This is a genomic window from Pseudomonas sp. P135, assembly GCF_020312125.1.
GTDB classification, from domain to species: domain Bacteria; phylum Pseudomonadota; class Gammaproteobacteria; order Pseudomonadales; family Pseudomonadaceae; genus Aquipseudomonas; species Aquipseudomonas fragariae.
Window position 1 is genome coordinate 1 of record NZ_JAGPYR010000029.1, and the last position, 16,201, is coordinate 16,201.

The window sequence follows — 16,201 nt, forward strand, 5'->3', positions numbered from 1 at the left end:
GCAATACGAGCAGAACTGGCAAAGGCAACAACCTTAGATACTCAACCCCGACGCCGGGTTAAGGGATACGTTTCTCGGGGGCAAGGTCAGTTCGACGCCCTGAACGGTTCCGAAGATGCAGCAGCACTGGCACACCGCTCACCGCTTTTCTCACAACCCCAGGAAAAAGATGTATTTATTTTCATACACAATTCGAACACCTCATCCCCCTAAATCCGAACCCCTCAGACAATACAACCGGACATATTGTCGCACCCAAAAAAATGGCTCGCGGTTGTGATGAATCGTTTCATCTGGCATAAAAGGCTGGCTTCGGGCTCGAAAATCTAGAAAACATAGATTAATGGGTCGACGATAGCTGCTCCAATGTCTGACCCCGCGCGTCAAATAATCAAGCCAGTTTTGCTCGCTGCCCGAAGCGGATGCCTGTGCTATCCAATCTGTCTTTCAACCTCATCGAGGCCATTCATACGGCGCGCCCAAACGTCGTGCAACAAAAAGGACCGGAAAATTGAGCGATCAATCAACTCCGAACACTCCACTCGTTAGATTCTGCGACAAAGTTGGTATTCCCTATCCCATGTTCTGGGGTTTTGTCGGCCTGTTGATCTTCATGATCGGCGATGGCGTAGAACTCGGATACCTCTCGCCCTTCCTCAGTGAACGCGGCATGCCCGGCGACGAAGTCGCCATGATCTTCACCCTCTATGGCGTCACGGTCGGTATTTCATCGTGGCTCGCCGGCGCGCTCTCCAATATCTGGGGCCCGAAACGGGTGATGTTCCTGGGATTGATCATCTGGAGCGTGTTCGAAGTGCTCTTCCTGGTCTACGGCCTGCAGGAATTGAGCTATTCCATGATTCTGCTGACCTATGGTTTGCGCGGTTTCGGTTATCCGCTCTTCGCCTACGGTTTCCTGGTCTGGATCGCGGCTTCCACGCCGTCCCGCAAGATGGGCATGGCCGTGGGCTGGTTCTGGGTGGCTTACGCCGCGGGGCTGCCAATGCTGGGCTCTCTGGTAGCGAGCATCGCTATTCCGCTGATTGGCGCATTGCTGACCTTCTGGCTGTCTTTCGCCCTGGTGGTCATCGGTGGTGTGATTGGTCTGGTCGGGATGCGCGAAGCTCATGGCATGCGGCGACTGGCACCGGAAGGCGAGCGTCCTCTGGTGTCGATGGCCAAGAACATCACCATCATGTGGACCCGTCCCAAAGTGTCGTTGGCCGGTATCGTCCGCGTCATCAATACCTCGTCGATGTTTGGCTTTCTGGTGGTCATGCCAGGGTTCTTCATGCAAACCGTTGGCTTCACCCTGGAAGAATGGCTGCGCCTGCTGACCATCGTTTTTGTGTTCAACATCATCGGCAACCTGGGCTCCAGCGTCATCAGCACCAAGATCGGTTATCGCAACACGATCCTGTGGTTTGGCGCAGTGGGCAGCACGATCAGCACGCCGCTGTTCTTCTTCATGCCACAGGCGTTTCCGAACGACTTCCTGATCGCCTCGATCTTCGGCGCCTTCTACGGCCTGACCCTGGCGTGCTTCGTGCCGCTGTCGGCGCTTGCCCCTGCTTTGGCACCGAACAACAAAGCGGCCGCCTTGTCGGTGTTGAGCCTGGGTGCAGGCGCGTCGACGTGGGTTGGCCCGGCTGTAGTTGCGATCTTCAATGAAAGTTACGGCATTGAAGGTGTGGTCTGGGCGTTCTCCGGGTTGTACGCACTGAGTGCCGTGCTGACCGTATTCCTGAAAGATCCGGAGCCGGTGCATGACCCGATTCTGATCAAGATCAAGCGTCGGATAAAAGTGTTCGCGCCGCGTCTGGATTATCGTTGGGCTCATGCTGAGGACCCGAAGCAAGGGCAAAGCTGATTCAGAGCCCCAAGCTTTGCAGGAAAGAGCCGCCGCAGAGTGCATATGCACTCTGCGGCGGCTTGGTTTTATTTGCGTGATTCACGCCTGGGCACTCTGTTGAAATCTTGATGTGTTTTGGACGGTGGACAGTCTACGAAGAACTTTTGAGTGCTAGCCGTATGGACCTGACATGCTGAAACGCACCTAGCTCGCACATATCTCAGCCCAGCATGCCCCTCATGCTCTGCTGCAACGAAGACTTGAGCGCCGTATCACCGGCTACAAGGCGATAAAGCTCTAGGTCCTGACGGCGGCGTATCAGCATCACTTCCTCGAAGATCTTCTCGAATGGCTACTGTCGCGATCCTGCTTGTACTGCTTCTGCCCGTGATAACGGGCGATCTGGCCGGTCCAGGGGTTCTTCAGCTCCAGCGTGGCGAAGGGCAGCCCGTTGATGAAAAGCACCAGGTCGATCTCTTCTAAGGTATTGCTCAGGGAGTAACGCACCTGGCGGGTGCTACTAAAGAGATTCGCCGCGAACTGGCGTTTGATCCGCTCCGAGCTGCTGGCCAACGGCGCGGGGTACATGAGGTTGAGGTGCACATCGTCGATGGCCAGGCCGCGCTTGAGTAGGTGCAGCACGCCGTATTTTTCGCCAGCCGGTCGAAGCGCTCCAGAATGCGCAGGTCCCAGTCCTCGTAGCGCTGCTTGAGGCGTTCCAGCTCATCGCTCTGGCTGGCCTCAAGGAACTGCCATAAACAGCGAGCATCTATGGCATAGCGGGCATTAAAGTCCTGGGCGCGGCCCAGTTGGTAAGCGTGATGGGTGCTGAAGGGCAATTCTGCCGCGCGGTCGCGGATCACATTCTGCTCTTCCAGGCAGGTGCCGGTCAGGTACTTTTCGATACTCGCTTCCAGCGCCTGCTCGTTGGTTTTGCTTACCATTCCAGCTTCCTTATCCCTTGTTCGCCTATTGGGGCCAGGCGAGCCCGGCGTGGCGCGCGAATGTCTAGAAATATCCAGCCAACGGGGTTTAGATATTCGTCGCTACTTACCTTTATTTCTACTAATTCATTGATTTATATAGGGTTAAAAGCTGGAGAAGGCTCGGTTGACGATGTGCAAAATGTCTAACACCCCGGCTAATTCGTCTAAAGCGCTCATGCAGCCAAATGAGCATTTTTTCCAAGGTCCTAATCTACAAAGTTTCAGGGTGCTGCCTGGCGGCGTTGGCCGCATCAGTCAAATGGCCGGCAAATTGAGCAGTGCAAGTGGGAGCGGCTAAAACCGCGCCTTTCCTTGGCCTGCCCGCTTGCAATGGCCGCTCCAGTCAAATGACCGTCAAATGAGTTCGGGCAATGCCTTCAAGCATCTTTTGTCATCGCCAGGCCATTTCCTGAATGTCTAAAAATGTCTAGAAATCAGCCTTTAGACATTTGCCACAGCTTACCCTTTGGCTCGATAACCCCTTGTTTTTTCAAGGATTGCAGCAGGTTCTTAATCTTGTGGGCCTTCTGTTGAATGTCTAAAACGTCCGGCAGTTTGTCTACGAGTAGCTTGTCGATGGCGGACCGTCTGGCCGATCCGGACTGTTGGATTAATTCGCAGATCAGACGCTTGTAATGCGTGTCATCGATGCCACGGTTAAGAATGTACTGAGCTAGATCGTCGCTGTGCCGCGCCACTTGAGCGGAGATATGGAAATTGGGCTTGCGCCCCTCGATCAGCCTCTGCGCCTTGAGATGGCGAACCTGTGCATCACTCAGTGATTTGTGCTTCTGCACCCTATCCAGCAGGATGATGTCGTCCAACGCCAGGTTGGGCAGCTCGGCGAGCTTGCGCGCATAGCTGATGTCCAGCACGCGCCCGGTGATGGTCACCTGCACGCGGTTTTGCTCCAGCTGATATTCCGGCAGGGGGAAGAAGCGATTCTTCTGGATCAGGAACATTTTGCGGATGCCGCTGCCGATGGTGTCGATCATGTTCAGGTTGACCATGGCATCGGTGAGGAAGCGGTTGCGATAGCGGCTTTCCGGCGCGTCGGCCTGGATCACCTGCTCGACCGATCCGGGAATAAAAGCGCCGGGGTTGCTGAAGCACAGCTGTCCGTCCTCGAACTCCACCACCGAGACCTTGCCGCCCAACTGGTAGTCCTGATGGGCGATGGCGTTGTTGAGCGCCTCACGGATGATAAAGGGGTCGTACTGATCGACCTCTTCGGGGAACAGCGAGCTATCCGACATATAGCGGTATTTCAGGTTGCGGATCTTGCGGTACACCTCGTCGGCACTAGCCAGCAGCGGGCAAGAAAAATGCTGGTAGTCACGCTCTGAGCCGTCACGATCCTTGAGAATCCAGCTAATGGTGGGCGAGGCCGGATTGAGCCAGTGCGCTGCCTCAGGCTTACCCAGCAGCAGGATGGCGGTACGCGTGATCTGCCCCTGAATGGTCAGCTTGGATTTGTTGAGAAAGGTTTCATCGCTCCAGGCCGGCAGTTCGGCAGCCATCTTGGGATGCTTGGTGGCAAATTCGCGGCGAGCCAAGGCGATGGCCTCCGTACTCAAATCAGCCAGACTTGCGCCGGGACAAATGCCCGCACTCCAATCCTGCGGACGATTCTGGCCACGGATGCGCTCGATTTCTTCAAGCGACAGCGGCCCGAGGGATTCACCGTCGCGGCCATAGTAGTGGCCTTCCCAGGTTACCGGCAGGCCTTGCGGCGCGGCAGGAATCTCGAACAGCAATACGCGACCATCAGGATGTAGAACGGTATGGATATCAATAAAGCTCAGGCGCTGGCTGACCTTATCGGCCACTTCCTTCTTCAGCGATTGCAGATCCTTGAAGGCCTCGCGGAACTGGCTGCCCACCACTTGTAGATTATCCCTCACACCAAACACCAGCCAGGCGCTGGGCACGCCTTTGAGATTGGCTTCGTTACTCAGGGCGGAGAAATATTTACCGAGCTTGCTGAAGTCATAGCCGTTTTTGGCCTCCTTAAACTCCACCACCTCGCTCTCGCCGCTACTGGCGAGTAAGCGGTGCAACTGTTGCTCGGCATCCATTGCAGATACTCCAAATCAAAGCGCTGAATAGCAGCGCTGCCAGGCCGGTTATACCGCACCCACTTGCAAGCTAAGGAGCGCATCTTAACCAATGCAGCCGCGCTTTTGGCAGAGAAGACAAGCAAAGGGGTGACCTTGCCTCTGCACAGCACACCGTCCTGGCCCCGACCATGCATTGCCACCTACAAGCGTGATGGTGCACCTATCAGGAATCGCGGCTCAGCTATCAGTAATGAGCAATGGCAGGCCTCTTGAGCCAAAGCCCCGGGAGGGCTTTACCGTCCAGCCCAATTACTTCAAAACACCTAAAACCCAACCCCCTCACCCCAACAACCCAGCAACCCCAACCATCCTCACCCCCCACTCCACTCGCTCCGGAATACCCTGAATCAACACCCCCCGATCCTCCCCCAACAGCGCTCTAAGCTGATGGGGAGCGAACACCAGATCAATGAATTGACGGGCCAGTGCGTCAGGGTCGGTGGGTTGGTCCGGGCCTGCCAATATCGCCGAACGCACTCTGGTGAAACCGCCTTCCCATCCGATCCGGTTGACCTCAGCCGCCAGCAGCGGGGTGCGGTTGGAGGTGGCGATCACCAGGCGCATCATGGCCAGGGTATCGGCTTGCAGCGCATGTTCGAGGATGCCGTGGCCCACGTGCCGCAGACGTCCTTCGAGTGGGAGTGCGGGAGTGGTTTCGGCGGGCACCAGCAAGGTGGCTACGTGGCGTCGGACCACGGCTTCGAACAGCGCTTCTTTGTTGGCGTAGCGGGCATAGAGGGTGGCTTTGCTGGCACCGGCGGCGCGGGCGATGTCTTCGCATGAGGTGCCTTCGAAACCACAGGCCAGAAAGCGCTGCAGCGCGGCGTCCAGCAATCGACGCTCGGCCTCGCCCGCTTGGTCTTGCCTGGGCCTGCCGCCTTTGGATTTGGTCTTGATCGCTGTCATGGCCGGCAACTTACAGCCCGCTTGTTTGTTCGTCAACTAAACGGTAACGTTCAGTTAAATGGAAGCAGGTAAACGCCGTTTCTACCTATTCATAACGACCAAGGAAGCGCTTTGTGAATGACGCGACTGCTTTACCCATTGTGGTTGCTGGCGCTACGGGAGATCTGGGCCAACGCGTCGTGCGCGCCTTGGCAGAGCGCAGTGCCCATGTCATAGCGCTGGTTAGACCGGGCACTGAACCGGCCAGGCTGAATGGCCTGCGCAACAGTTGCACGACGATCACGCCGGTTTCACTGGATGACGCTCAGGGCCTGCGCCGCGCTATTGCCGGTTCGGGTTGTGTGGTGTCAACACTCAACGGCCTGGAAGAGGTGATCATCGGGCAGCAGGGCAGGCTATTGGAGGCTACGGTGGCGGCTGGCATACCCAGGTTCATTCCCTCTGATTATTCGCTCGACTACACCCGTACCCGGCCTGGTGATAACCGCAACCTGGACCTTCGCCGACGCTTCCTCACCCAGCTCGATGCGGCCGACATCAACGTCACCTCGATCCTCAACGGTGGCTTTCTGGAGCTGCTCGAAGGCGACGCGCCGATCGTGCTGCCCGGACGGCGGGTGCTGCATTTCGGTGATGCACAACAGCCGCTGGACTTCACTGCCAAGGACGACGTAGCCGCCTTCACCGCCGATGCCGCGCTGGATCCCCACACGCCGCGCTTTCTGCGCATTGCCGGTAACAGCCTGTCGCCTGCGCAGATCGCCAGCCTCCTCACCGAGCTGACCGGGCAGCGCTACCGTACCCTGCGCCCCGGCAATATCGGCACGCTGTCCACCCTCATCGGCGTAGTGCGTGCGCTCACGCCTGCCAGTGACAAGCCGTTTCCGGCCTGGCAAGGCATGCAATACCTGCGCGACATGATGAGCGGGCGCGGCAAGCTGCTCAATCTGGATAACGACCGCTATGGTCAACGTGAATGGGCGTCCGTGCGTGACACGCTGGCCCGTACCCATGTGCAAGGGAGCAAACAGTGACCTACCTTATCGAACCTTTTCCCCTTCAAGTCCCCCATTCGCAACTCGACGATCTTGCCCAGCGTCTGGCGCAAACCCGCTGGCCTGACCCCGAGACCGTGTCCGACAATAGTCAGGGGCCACGGCTCGAGCGTCTGCGCGCGCTGGTCGAGCGCTGGCGTAATGGTTATGACTGGCGGGCCACCGAAGCCCAGCTCAATCAGTGGAACAGCAGCCGGGTCGAGATCGACGGCCTTGGTATTCACTTTCTGCACATCCGCTCACCTCACCCCGACGCCTTGCCCTTGCTGATGACCCACGGTTGGCCGGGCTCGATTCTTGAGTTCAGGAAGATGATCGGGCCACTCACCGACCCTGTCGCCCACGGTGGCGAGGCCAGCGATGCGTTCCATTTGGTGATCCCGGCGCTACCGGGCTTTGGTTTCAGTGATAAGCCGCGCTCTACAGGCTGGGGCGTGGGCAAAACGGCGGCGGCCTGGGCACAGTTGATGGACCGTTTGGGCTATGGCCAGCGCTGGGCCGCTCAGGGTGGGGATTGGGGCGCGGCCGTGACCACCGCCCTTGGGCACATGCGCCCGCCTGGCCTGATCGGCATTCACCTGAACATGGTGATGTACCAAGCCACCGAGGCGGAAATCGCCCAGGCCACCCCTGAAGAGCAGCGCATGTTAGCCGATGCGCAGCGCTACGACCGAGAGCTTTCCGGCTACATGAAAGTGCACAGCACCCGGCCGCAGTCAGTAGGCTTCGCCCTGTCGGATTCGCCCGTTGGCCTGGCGGCATGGGTGTATGCGCTGTTTCAGGATGCCTCCGACAGCGGCGGCGAGCCTGAGCGGGTTATCGAGCTCGATGCGCTGATCGACGACATCATGCTGTACTGGCTGCCCAATGCCGGGCCCAGCTCGATCCGTTTCTATTGGGAAGGGATGCGCGAAATGCACAAGCAAGGCCCGGCCCCCGCGATGCCTGTCCCTGCGGGCGTGAGCATGTTCCCGGGCGAGCTGCTGCGCTTGTCACGGCGCTGGGCGCAGGCGCGTTTCGACGATCTGCGGTTCTTCGCGGAAGCCGAGCACGGCGGCCACTTCGCAGCCATGGAAAACCCGGCAACGCTCACCGAGCATGTGCGTGAGACCTTCCGCCTGCTGCGTTAATACTTTTGCAGGCGTGTTGAACATCTCGGATGTTAAGCGCTCCGCTACAACATACGCTGTCGGGCGATGGAGTAAGCGCTGACATGCATCGTTACCAGCCGCCAAAAGGTTTAGCATTCAGCCCACCTTCGGATGTGAAGTTTTCTGCATGACGGCCTTCTACCTCAAGTTTCTCATCACCCCCGCGCTCATGCTGGCCATTTCATTGGCGGCCAGGCGCTGGGGTACCGGCGTGGCGGGGCTGCTTTCCGGCCTGCCGATGACCTCGGCGCTGGTCATGCTGTTTCTCAGCCTTGAGCAAGGCACCCAATTCGCCTCGATGGCGGTGCCCGGCGCATTGGCCGGGCTGGCGGCGATTCAGTCGACTTACCTGTTTTATTTCCTGATCACTCGACGCGTTTCAGCGTTGACGGGATGCGTCCTGGCGCTCGCGGTGTATGGCGCGACGGCCTTTCTGATGAACCTGTTGGGCTTACTGGCGCTGTCGATCATTTTCACGCTGCTGATGGTTGCGTTGATCATCGTTGCCACCTCGAAACAGACACCGCCGGACGTAGCTTCATACGTGGCACTGCCGCGCTGGGTCATCCCGATGCGCATGCTGACCGCCACTCTTCTGCTGCTGGCGATCACCGCAAGTGCCACCTGGCTCGGGCCGGTGGTCAGTGGACTGCTGGCGCCCATCCCGGTGATCGCCTGGCCACTTGCAGTGTTCGTCCACGTGCAAGGCGGGCGTTATGAACTGGCGGCGATAATCCGCGGCAATGCCATTGGCGCCGTCGGTGTGGTGAGTTTCTACCTGACCCTCCGGTACTCCATATTGCAATGGGGCGCGCTTCTGTCTATCGCGGCTGCCGTTTTGCTGGCTGTCGTGGTGACGGCTGGGTTGGCGCGGTTGTTGGCGAAGCGGTAGGGCTATAGTTGCTCCACTGAATTCGTGCATGCATCAGTGTGGTGTTTCAGAAGCACCACACCAGGCTCCTTACGATAAGTGGCTGCCTGCGTTAAAAACAGACTCGCGTGCGAGCCTGATCGGAATGCTCCTTTACAGCGCGTAGAGTCGAACGTGACTCCGACCCTGTTACTGAAGCCACGCTTACGGGGTGTTATAGGAAGCACATTACCGGTCAGCTAACGGGTCGCTCCTGAGTGAGCAAGGCCAGGCCCAGCACGATAAACGTGGTCCCGCTTATTCGATTAATGATTCGCTGGGACTTCGTGGACATGAGGCCTCCTGCAATTGCTCCGAGCCGATGTACTCCAAGCATCAAAGCGATGTCCCATGTGACCTGTAGAGCAACGAAGGTGGCCCCAAGAATCAGCAATTGGGCTTCCATGTGACCGAGCTCCGGATCAGCGAACTGAGGAACGAGCGAAACGTAAAACAGGATAGCCTTTGGATTCGCGGTTTCGACTATGAACCCTTGTAAAAGCGGTGTTGCTGACGTTTCTATTTTGCACGCGTGTTTGGGCTCGGGGCGGGTAAGGAATGTGCGAATCCCCAGCGCGACAAGGTATGTACACCCGATAAACTTCAGAGCAACGAATGCGGCCGGATAGGCTGCAAAGAGCTGGGCTACTCCGAACGCGAGCGCCATGGTGATGGTAAGCCCACCGAGCGCCATGCCAAGTGCGTTGCGCAAGATCACTTGTCGGGAGCTGCGCATTCCGACGGCGATTGCATAAGCAAAACTTGGCCCTGGAACGACAAGAACGATGAGGCTCGTGAGGATAAACGAAAGATACAGATGTACATTCATTGAGTAAGTTTTCGATGCGTCGACGGTTCGGCCCGCAGGATGCGGGCCGTATTTGCTTTTTTACTCAGGCATCGGCGTAGCGTTCGATGCCTTGGCGAAGCAGGTCGAGGGCGTTGTGGGTGACCGATTCCGGGTAGCCGGTGGGGATACGGATGTGCGCACCTTGGGCACCTGAATAATTGCTCGCCGTGGCCAGCACCAAGCCGTACTCGCCCAGCATTTGATCGGCGAAACCCTCGATGTCGTGTACTGGCAGGTTGACGAACACCTGGGTGCCCGCTGGCGGCAGCGATGCATACTTCGACAGGTGGCGGCCGAGGAACTCCCGGACAATGGCCCGGCTGTTGACCACTTGTTGGTGTAGTGGCGCGTTTCCCATCGAGATCAAGGACGCGGCCTTGGTTTGCGCAGGCGAGCAGACGGCGACACATTCAATCTCCAGCATCCCCGCCATTGCCTCGACATTGTCCGGCGAGGAGGTTACCCAGCCGATCCGCAAACCAGGCGAGCCATAGTTTTTCGACACTGAATTAACGGTGTAGAGTGACGAAAGATCGCTTGTGCAGGCGAATGGTGAGCGTATCTTCTGGTCGTCGAAGATGAAGGAGTCGTACACCATATCCAGCACCAGCGAGATGCCGCGCTCGGCCAGACTCGGCACCAGCTCCTCCATAAAGGCGTCTGAGTAAATCCCACCCAATGGATTATGTGGAAAGTTGAGGTACACCAGGTTGGTGTCTGCGCGGCATACAGCCAGGACCTCTTCGACGGTAGGGAAGGCAGCCCTCATCCGGTAGTAGATCAGGTCGTAGCCGGTGGCTTCCAGCAGGGCGGGGACGGCGCCGAATACCGGAGCCAGGCACACCGCTGAGCCAGCCTCGACGCTACGGCGCTTGATCTGCCGAAACACGAGTGACAAGCCGTGCATTCCGCCATTGGTGACGAGGAAATTCTCGCCTGACAAATCGAGCCCGTACAGCGCGTTATCGCGGTCGCAGAGGGTATTGATCAAGGGTGGGGCGCCATTGCAGTCAGCGTATTGAAAGATGTCGTTGCTGGCGGAAAACGGAGTCGGTGACGCTGCACCTGGCCACACCGGAACATTCTCCACGAAGTAGCAAGCCGAATCTCGCAGCTCCGAACGAGCGTATTTCAGGCGCTGCTGAAGCATACTCAGGCAACTATCGGGTCGCACGATTTGGTGGCGTTTGTTGTATGCCAAGGTCATGCCCTCCGCAGCAGATAGCCGATTTCCAGACCGGTCGAGTCAACCTGGTCAGACGTCGTCTCGCGGGTGATCAGGGACAAGCCAGCCTCGGCGAAAATATCCAGCCAATCAGCGTCCTGCACCAACAATTGATTGGTGAAGCAATGCAACAGATAGTAAGGGTTGTAATAAGCGAGCGCTAAGCCGTGGCGCATTGCGCCGGCATTGTCGAATTGGTTGTCGACTTCGATAATGATCAGGTTGATTGCGGGGAAACGGTGGACAATCTTTTTCAGGAAGTTGATCACTGCCGGTCGACCGGCCTGGCCAAGGATCTCATGCAGCACAAAACCCAGCACGATGAAATCGGGCTCGAAATTAAAATCCGAATCCAGGAATTCGACTGCCCCGCTGTGGCTGATGTGAACCCGATGCGACAGACCTTCTTTTTCGATCAGGTCTACAGCCTCCTCGAAGCCTCCGCGGTCCGGTTCGGCGCCCCAAGCCTGTATCTGCGGAAGGGCCTTGCAGAATTCGGCGAGGTATCGCCCGTTTCCGCAACCCAGGTCCAGCAGTTTTGTGCATGTACCGGGAGCTTTGGCCATCAAAGACCTGGTCAAGGGGATCGCGTCGAAGTGGCTGATACCACAGCTACCTACGCCGACCTTGGTTGCGTCGCGGGTGGCCCAGCCAGCGCCCTCCTGAAGGCGTTCGCCCATTTGTAGAAAAGTGGTGGCATAGCCGCCGACCAGCATCACATACCAGCCTTCGAAAGGTGCCAGCGCGTGCCCTTCTTTTGATAATGAGAAACCGTCTATTGTTTCCAGAAGAATCCCTTCGTTCTTCAGGTACCTGAATAAACCAAGTAGTTTCTCTTTATCCATCCCGAGCTCATGACAGGCCACATCCAGCGAGGCAACCGGGTGTTTAATCAGCAAGGAAAATAATTTTGTATCGAACAGGTGATAAATTGATATGGCCAGAACGAACTGCCGGATCGGTTCGATGCCCTTAATTAGGGTTGTCTCAAAGCCAGTGTTTTCGCGTTGGATAGCGTCAAGCAGAGTCATTGTTTGCAATGTCCATGGGGTGATTGATTAATCCGTTAATGTTTGTATCTTTGCACAAAATAAAAAAGAGTGTGAATAATTTTCTCAGAAAAATTCTGCTCTCCATCCTTGACGTTGCTGGCTTTTGTACGATAAGTATTGCTGCATGCAGCGTAGACTGCAGGCCAGCGTGGCCATGGCGGCAAAGCTTCCAGCCAGGTTTTCGTAGTGAATGCCGATGCCTTCAGGTATCTGTTCAATGATGTTTCGTTGTCGATACTTTGGCCGATCAAATAGCCGAAGCACGCCAGGTTTGCGGTTGTGCGCAATGGCGCGTAACGGTATCACAGGCGTCATTCGGTGACGGTCGAAGTAGTGACGTAAAGGCTCAGTATCATGACCCTTGTCAATCCGTAATCAGCGATCATGTTCATGTCGTCGTCCCTGTTTTTCGGGCCAAGTGGCAGCGCCTATATACCCAGGACTGCTTATTTCTCTCTCAGTTGATTTTTTTATACTGTGAAAGATTGAGCATATATCTCGGGATACAGTTATGAATTTTCTAGAGTGGCTTATGGCCGACGCAGCAGCATAAAACCCTTTTCGTAGAACGCCCTATTGGTAAGCAACCATCCACCTGAACATAATGTCTTGCCGCGAAGTCAAAAAATCACTTCAGCCATGCTTCTCAAGGTGCCTTATGAGTTTGATACCGGAACTGAACAGCGACGCAAACGTGCTGATATGCGGAGCCAGCCGAGGCATCGGTCTGGCACTGTGCGCGGCGTTGCTTGCTCGCGATGATGTGGCTCAGGTATGGGCGGTGGCGCGAAAAGCCAGCACCTCCACAGAACTGGCAACGCTTGCAGAGCGATATGGCCAACGCATCAAACGCGTCGACTGCGACGCGCGCAATGAACAATCCCTCGAAGCACTCGTGAGCGAGACGCTTGATGGATGCGATCATCTGCACCTCGTCATCAGTACGCTAGGCATCCTTCATCAGGACGGCGCAAAAGCAGAAAAGGGCCTGGCACAACTGACACTTGCGAGCCTGCAAGCGAGTTTCGCGACCAACACCTTTGCACCGATCCTGCTGCTCAAACACCTACTCCCGTTATTGCGCAAACAACCCTCTACTTTCGCTGCGCTCTCCGCGAGGGTTGGCTCTATTGGCGATAACCGCTTGGGTGGCTGGTACAGCTACAGAGCCAGCAAAGCAGCGCTCAACCAGTTGCTGCACACGGCCAGTATCGAATTGAAACGCCTCAACCCGGCCTCTACTGTCCTGGCAATACACCCAGGCACGACTGACACGGAGCTGTCTCAGCCATTCCAGGCGAACGTGCCTGAAGGCCAACTGTTCGAACCGGCTTTCTCGGCAAATCGCATCATTGAGGTGCTAGGCGCGCATGGCCCGACCGACAGCGGGACCTTTTGGGCTTGGGACGACAAGCCTATTGTCTGGTGACTTGTTTCACTGGTGAGGATGAGATTGCTGTAAGCCTGGGTCGGTTTGTCTGGCGGGCTGTTCCGGCCAGAAGTAGCCTGTCACTTTTCAAGTCCTCCTCGCCCTGCTTTCTGAACAACTGCCACAATCACAGCCATCAGCTCCTTTTTGGCGTCATCCGAAGAAATTTCTTCACGCGCTGCGGCGGCCGAAAGTGATTCAGCGCACCCTACAATTGCGTGCAGACTCGACAAACCCAGTTCCCCTGCTTTCAGGAATGGCGAGAACCACGTTCGGCACTTGATAAGGAACTTAGCCTCATATTCGCGTTTGATTTTCTCAAGCTCTGGTGTGCTGGATAGCACAGCAATAACACCCGCTATTTCATGGCCTTGAAGCAATACGCAGTCAACATAGGATGATGCTACGACGTTCGCTACGCCGTCGAGCGTGGCTTCACTGGCGGCTATCGCAATGTCCATGCGGGCTGTCTGGCGCTGATCAAAATCTTCGTACAAGGCCGCAAACAGTGCGGCTCTGGTAGGAAAATGGTCGTACACAACTGGCTTCGTAACCCCGGCTTGCTCGGCAAGTCGACCCAAGGTGAGCGCATCGGACCCCCTTTCCCCTACCAATCTCCACGCGACATCGAGCAACTGACGGAGGCGATCCTCTCTGATCATCCGCTGCCTTCTGGTGGGGTCTGCCTGATTTCGGTTAGACGTTGACATCTCTATATACCATTAGTAGATTGCGAGCATTACTTACCAAAAGTATATAGTCGGCAACCGCCCGCCTCAAGGCAACGGAAGGAATCGTAATGCACGTCCTCATCGTCACCGCTCATCCAGAGTCACAGTCGCTCACCCATTCTATCGCTGCGAGGGTGGCCAAAGGTATCGTACTAGGTGATTCTGCCTCAGTCGTAGAGGTCGCCAACCTCGCGCAAGAAGCATTCAATCCTTGCTTCACTGAGGCTGACCTGCAGGTACATCGCCACAAAGCCTCTCCCCCACTTGATGTTCAGCGAGAGCAAGCGCGTATAGAACGTGCCGATACCCTCATCCTGGTTTACCCAATTTACTGGTGGTCCATGCCTGCACTTCTCAAGGGTTGGATTGACCGAGTGTTCTCCAATGGTTGGGCCTTTGATTTCGATCCAGAGGGCTCTCTTACAAAGAAGCTCGGAAAGTTGTCAGTACATTTGATAGGCATAGGCGGCGCTGATCCGTTGACCTACGAACGCCACGGCTACGGCACTGCTATGAAAACGCAGATGGACCAAGGCATCTTTGGTTATTGTGGGGCTGAAGTGCATATTTCGAAGCTATTGCTGAATAGCGAAAACTCAGGTGCCGTTCATGCTCTGGAAATGGCCGAACAGTTGGGACGCATTATCAGCAGCGAAGCCTCACCTTCAACGGCAGATACTGAAAGTCTCTAATATCGAGAACATGCCGGTCCCAACCTCAAATAGCGCTACTTTGATGTCCGCTTCGGACCGAGAGCAATCCTTCGCCAGTGTTAGCTTTCGCCCCATTACAACCGCTCGCCGATGATTATCATTTGACCCCACACCCAGGTGGTCAGGCACATGGCTTCGAGTCTCGACGAGGCCTGACGGGGTCGGTACGCACTGGCGATACGCCAAGATCAAGACGTACGCCGAGTGTAAAAATTAAAGTCTGGGCTACCCGCAACCCGGCTACCCAATCAGATGCGTTTGAAGGCGATGGCACTGCATAGGACATAGACTCTCTCTAAAAGCTGTTGCACACGCCTTACGACGGAGGCTTCATTTATGGACAATAAACTGACATCCAGGATCGCGATCATTACAGGTGCGGCTCAAGGGATCGGCGCCGCGATTGCGCGACGGTTTTTACAGGAAGGCTGCTTTGTTTACGTCACTGATATAAACGACGTGCTCGGAAGAGAGACAGCAAGAGCATTGGGAGATCGTGCCTGTTATCTGCATCTTGATGTGCGCTGCGAAGAAGATTGGCAGCGAGTGACAGCGCATGTCGTAAAAGCGCACGGCCGCCTCGATGTACTGGTCAACAACGCGGGCATTACCGGGTTTGAGCAGGGCGCTGTCCAGCACGACCCAGAGCATGCGCGTCTGGAGGACTGGCAAGCCGTACATCACACCAATCTCGATGGTGTGTTTCTCGGGTGCAAGTACGCTATACGAGCCATGCGCCATACGGAAACGGGTTCCATTATCAATATTTCTTCACGCTCCGGGCTGGTCGGTATCCCTGGCGCTGCTGCGTACGCGTCGTCCAAGGCCGCCGTTCGCAATCACACCAAGACGGTGGCGCTTTACTGCGCCGAGCAAGGATTGAAAGTTCGATGCAACTCGATCCATCCGGCCGCCATCCTCACCCCTATATGGGAGCCCATGTTGGGTGCTGATGCAGGTCGTGAAGAGCGAATGGCTGCACTTGTTCGAGACACTCCACTCAGAAGATTTGGTATGCCTGAAGAAGTGGCGGCTGTGGCCCTGTTATTGGCCACCGATGAGGCTACGTACATTACCGGCAGCGAGTTCAACATTGATGGAGGTCTGTTGGCGGGTTCGGCAGCGACGCCAGTGGTATTGGATGACAGCGAAACCTGAAAACTGCCCGCACGAATAGCTGCAATGGGTCGAAAGCTGTCTTTGGTGACGGGCAGCTCTAGA

General features: G+C 56.5%; 14 protein-coding genes and 2 pseudogenes. 8 read left to right on the forward strand and 8 right to left on the reverse strand.

Annotation, left to right across the window (positions count from 1 at the left end; all coding sequences use genetic code 11):
• Positions 1-213, forward strand: a pseudogene (locus tag KBY08_RS25140) (hypothetical protein); the annotation flags it as partial.
• 298 nt (positions 214-511) lie between these two features.
• Positions 512-1,870 carry an MFS transporter gene (locus KBY08_RS25145; RefSeq protein ID WP_011266195.1) on the forward strand — a complete coding sequence of 453 codons (1,359 nt, stop codon included), beginning with the start codon at positions 512-514 and terminating at the stop codon, positions 1,868-1,870.
• A gap of 306 nt (positions 1,871-2,176) precedes the next feature.
• On the opposite strand, the gene KBY08_RS25150 is transcribed toward KBY08_RS25145, so the two are convergent.
• From KBY08_RS25150 to KBY08_RS25160, 3 genes are all read right to left on the reverse strand, one after another.
• Positions 2,177-2,494 carry a type I restriction endonuclease gene (locus KBY08_RS25150; protein WP_024661157.1) on the reverse strand — a complete coding sequence of 106 codons (318 nt, stop codon included), beginning with the start codon at positions 2,492-2,494 and terminating at the stop codon, positions 2,177-2,179.
• 778 nt (positions 2,495-3,272) lie between these two features.
• Positions 3,273-4,916, reverse strand: coding sequence for an RNA-binding domain-containing protein (locus tag KBY08_RS25155; RefSeq protein WP_111522358.1), 1,644 nt, complete (start codon positions 4,914-4,916; stop codon positions 3,273-3,275).
• 321 nt (positions 4,917-5,237) lie between these two features.
• Positions 5,238-5,864: a TetR/AcrR family transcriptional regulator gene (locus KBY08_RS25160; RefSeq protein ID WP_110392757.1), complete on the reverse strand. Its 627-nt coding sequence runs from the start codon at positions 5,862-5,864 to the stop codon at positions 5,238-5,240.
• 113 nt (positions 5,865-5,977) lie between these two features.
• Here KBY08_RS25160 and KBY08_RS25165 point away from each other — a divergent pair, with 113 nt between their 5' ends.
• The 3 genes from KBY08_RS25165 to KBY08_RS25175 all read left to right on the forward strand — a co-directional run bounded on the left by KBY08_RS25165 (position 5,978) and on the right by KBY08_RS25175 (position 8,962).
• Entirely contained in the window at positions 5,978-6,898 is a 921-nt protein-coding gene (locus tag KBY08_RS25165) for an NmrA family NAD(P)-binding protein (protein WP_111522357.1), read from the forward strand.
• Positions 6,895-8,049 carry an epoxide hydrolase family protein gene (locus KBY08_RS25170; protein ID WP_111522356.1) on the forward strand — a complete coding sequence of 385 codons (1,155 nt, stop codon included), beginning with the start codon at positions 6,895-6,897 and terminating at the stop codon, positions 8,047-8,049. The genes KBY08_RS25165 and KBY08_RS25170 overlap by 4 nt, the downstream gene beginning before the upstream one ends.
• Positions 8,050-8,197: 148 nt before the next feature.
• Positions 8,198-8,962 carry a hypothetical protein gene (locus KBY08_RS25175; RefSeq protein WP_111522355.1) on the forward strand — a complete coding sequence of 255 codons (765 nt, stop codon included), beginning with the start codon at positions 8,198-8,200 and terminating at the stop codon, positions 8,960-8,962.
• Between the two features lie 214 nt (positions 8,963-9,176).
• Here the strand turns inward: KBY08_RS25175 and KBY08_RS25180 are convergent, their stop codons facing one another.
• The 4 genes and pseudogenes from KBY08_RS25180 to KBY08_RS25195 all read right to left on the reverse strand — a co-directional run.
• Positions 9,177-9,809 carry a LysE family translocator gene (locus KBY08_RS25180; RefSeq protein ID WP_003401644.1) on the reverse strand — a complete coding sequence of 211 codons (633 nt, stop codon included), beginning with the start codon at positions 9,807-9,809 and terminating at the stop codon, positions 9,177-9,179.
• 64 nt (positions 9,810-9,873) lie between these two features.
• Positions 9,874-11,037: a beta-methylarginine biosynthesis bifunctional aminotransferase gene (locus KBY08_RS25185; protein ID WP_024640770.1), complete on the reverse strand. Its 1,164-nt coding sequence runs from the start codon at positions 11,035-11,037 to the stop codon at positions 9,874-9,876.
• Positions 11,034-12,086, reverse strand: coding sequence for a 2-ketoarginine methyltransferase (locus KBY08_RS25190; protein WP_011266204.1), 1,053 nt, complete (start codon positions 12,084-12,086; stop codon positions 11,034-11,036). The genes KBY08_RS25185 and KBY08_RS25190 overlap by 4 nt, the downstream gene beginning before the upstream one ends.
• 84 nt (positions 12,087-12,170) lie before the next feature.
• Positions 12,171-12,482, reverse strand: a pseudogene (locus KBY08_RS25195) (hypothetical protein); the annotation flags it as partial.
• 283 nt (positions 12,483-12,765) lie between these two features.
• Here KBY08_RS25195 and KBY08_RS25200 point away from each other — a divergent pair.
• A complete protein-coding gene (locus KBY08_RS25200) occupies positions 12,766-13,536 on the forward strand; it encodes an SDR family NAD(P)-dependent oxidoreductase (RefSeq protein ID WP_058398375.1) in 771 nt (256 codons plus the stop codon).
• 80 nt (positions 13,537-13,616) lie between these two features.
• On the opposite strand, the gene KBY08_RS25205 is transcribed toward KBY08_RS25200, so the two are convergent.
• The gene (locus KBY08_RS25205) at positions 13,617-14,198 is read right to left on the reverse strand and encodes a TetR/AcrR family transcriptional regulator (RefSeq protein WP_225651295.1); all 582 of its coding nucleotides are present in this window, start codon (positions 14,196-14,198) and stop codon (positions 13,617-13,619) included.
• A 137-nt stretch (positions 14,199-14,335) separates the two neighbouring features.
• On the opposite strand from KBY08_RS25205, the gene KBY08_RS25210 reads away from it, so the two are divergent.
• Positions 14,336-14,959: an NAD(P)H-dependent oxidoreductase gene (locus tag KBY08_RS25210; RefSeq protein WP_024661166.1), complete on the forward strand. Its 624-nt coding sequence runs from the start codon at positions 14,336-14,338 to the stop codon at positions 14,957-14,959.
• A gap of 357 nt (positions 14,960-15,316) precedes the next feature.
• Positions 15,317-16,138, forward strand: coding sequence for an SDR family oxidoreductase (locus KBY08_RS25215; protein ID WP_011266208.1), 822 nt, complete (start codon positions 15,317-15,319; stop codon positions 16,136-16,138).
• Positions 16,139-16,201 lie beyond the last annotated feature (63 nt).

Bases quoted from the DNA above. Each gene is read 5' to 3' on its own strand.
- KBY08_RS25210 (WP_024661166.1), top strand. From the start codon at position 14,336: ATGCACGTCCTCATCGTCACCGCTCATCCAGAGTCACAGTCGCTCACC.
- KBY08_RS25215 (WP_011266208.1), top strand. From the start codon at position 15,317: ATGGACAATAAACTGACATCCAGGATCGCGATCATTACAGGTGCGGCT.
- KBY08_RS25205 (WP_225651295.1), bottom strand. From the start codon at position 14,198: ATGATCAGAGAGGATCGCCTCCGTCAGTTGCTCGATGTCGCGTGGAGA.
- KBY08_RS25155 (WP_111522358.1), bottom strand. From the start codon at position 4,916: ATGGATGCCGAGCAACAGTTGCACCGCTTACTCGCCAGTAGCGGCGAG.
- KBY08_RS25200 (WP_058398375.1), top strand. From the start codon at position 12,766: ATGAGTTTGATACCGGAACTGAACAGCGACGCAAACGTGCTGATATGC.
- KBY08_RS25185 (WP_024640770.1), bottom strand. From the start codon at position 11,037: ATGACCTTGGCATACAACAAACGCCACCAAATCGTGCGACCCGATAGT.
- KBY08_RS25175 (WP_111522355.1), top strand. From the start codon at position 8,198: ATGACGGCCTTCTACCTCAAGTTTCTCATCACCCCCGCGCTCATGCTG.
- KBY08_RS25180 (WP_003401644.1), bottom strand. From the start codon at position 9,809: ATGAATGTACATCTGTATCTTTCGTTTATCCTCACGAGCCTCATCGTT.
- KBY08_RS25190 (WP_011266204.1), bottom strand. From the start codon at position 12,086: ATGACTCTGCTTGACGCTATCCAACGCGAAAACACTGGCTTTGAGACA.
- KBY08_RS25160 (WP_110392757.1), bottom strand. From the start codon at position 5,864: ATGACAGCGATCAAGACCAAATCCAAAGGCGGCAGGCCCAGGCAAGAC.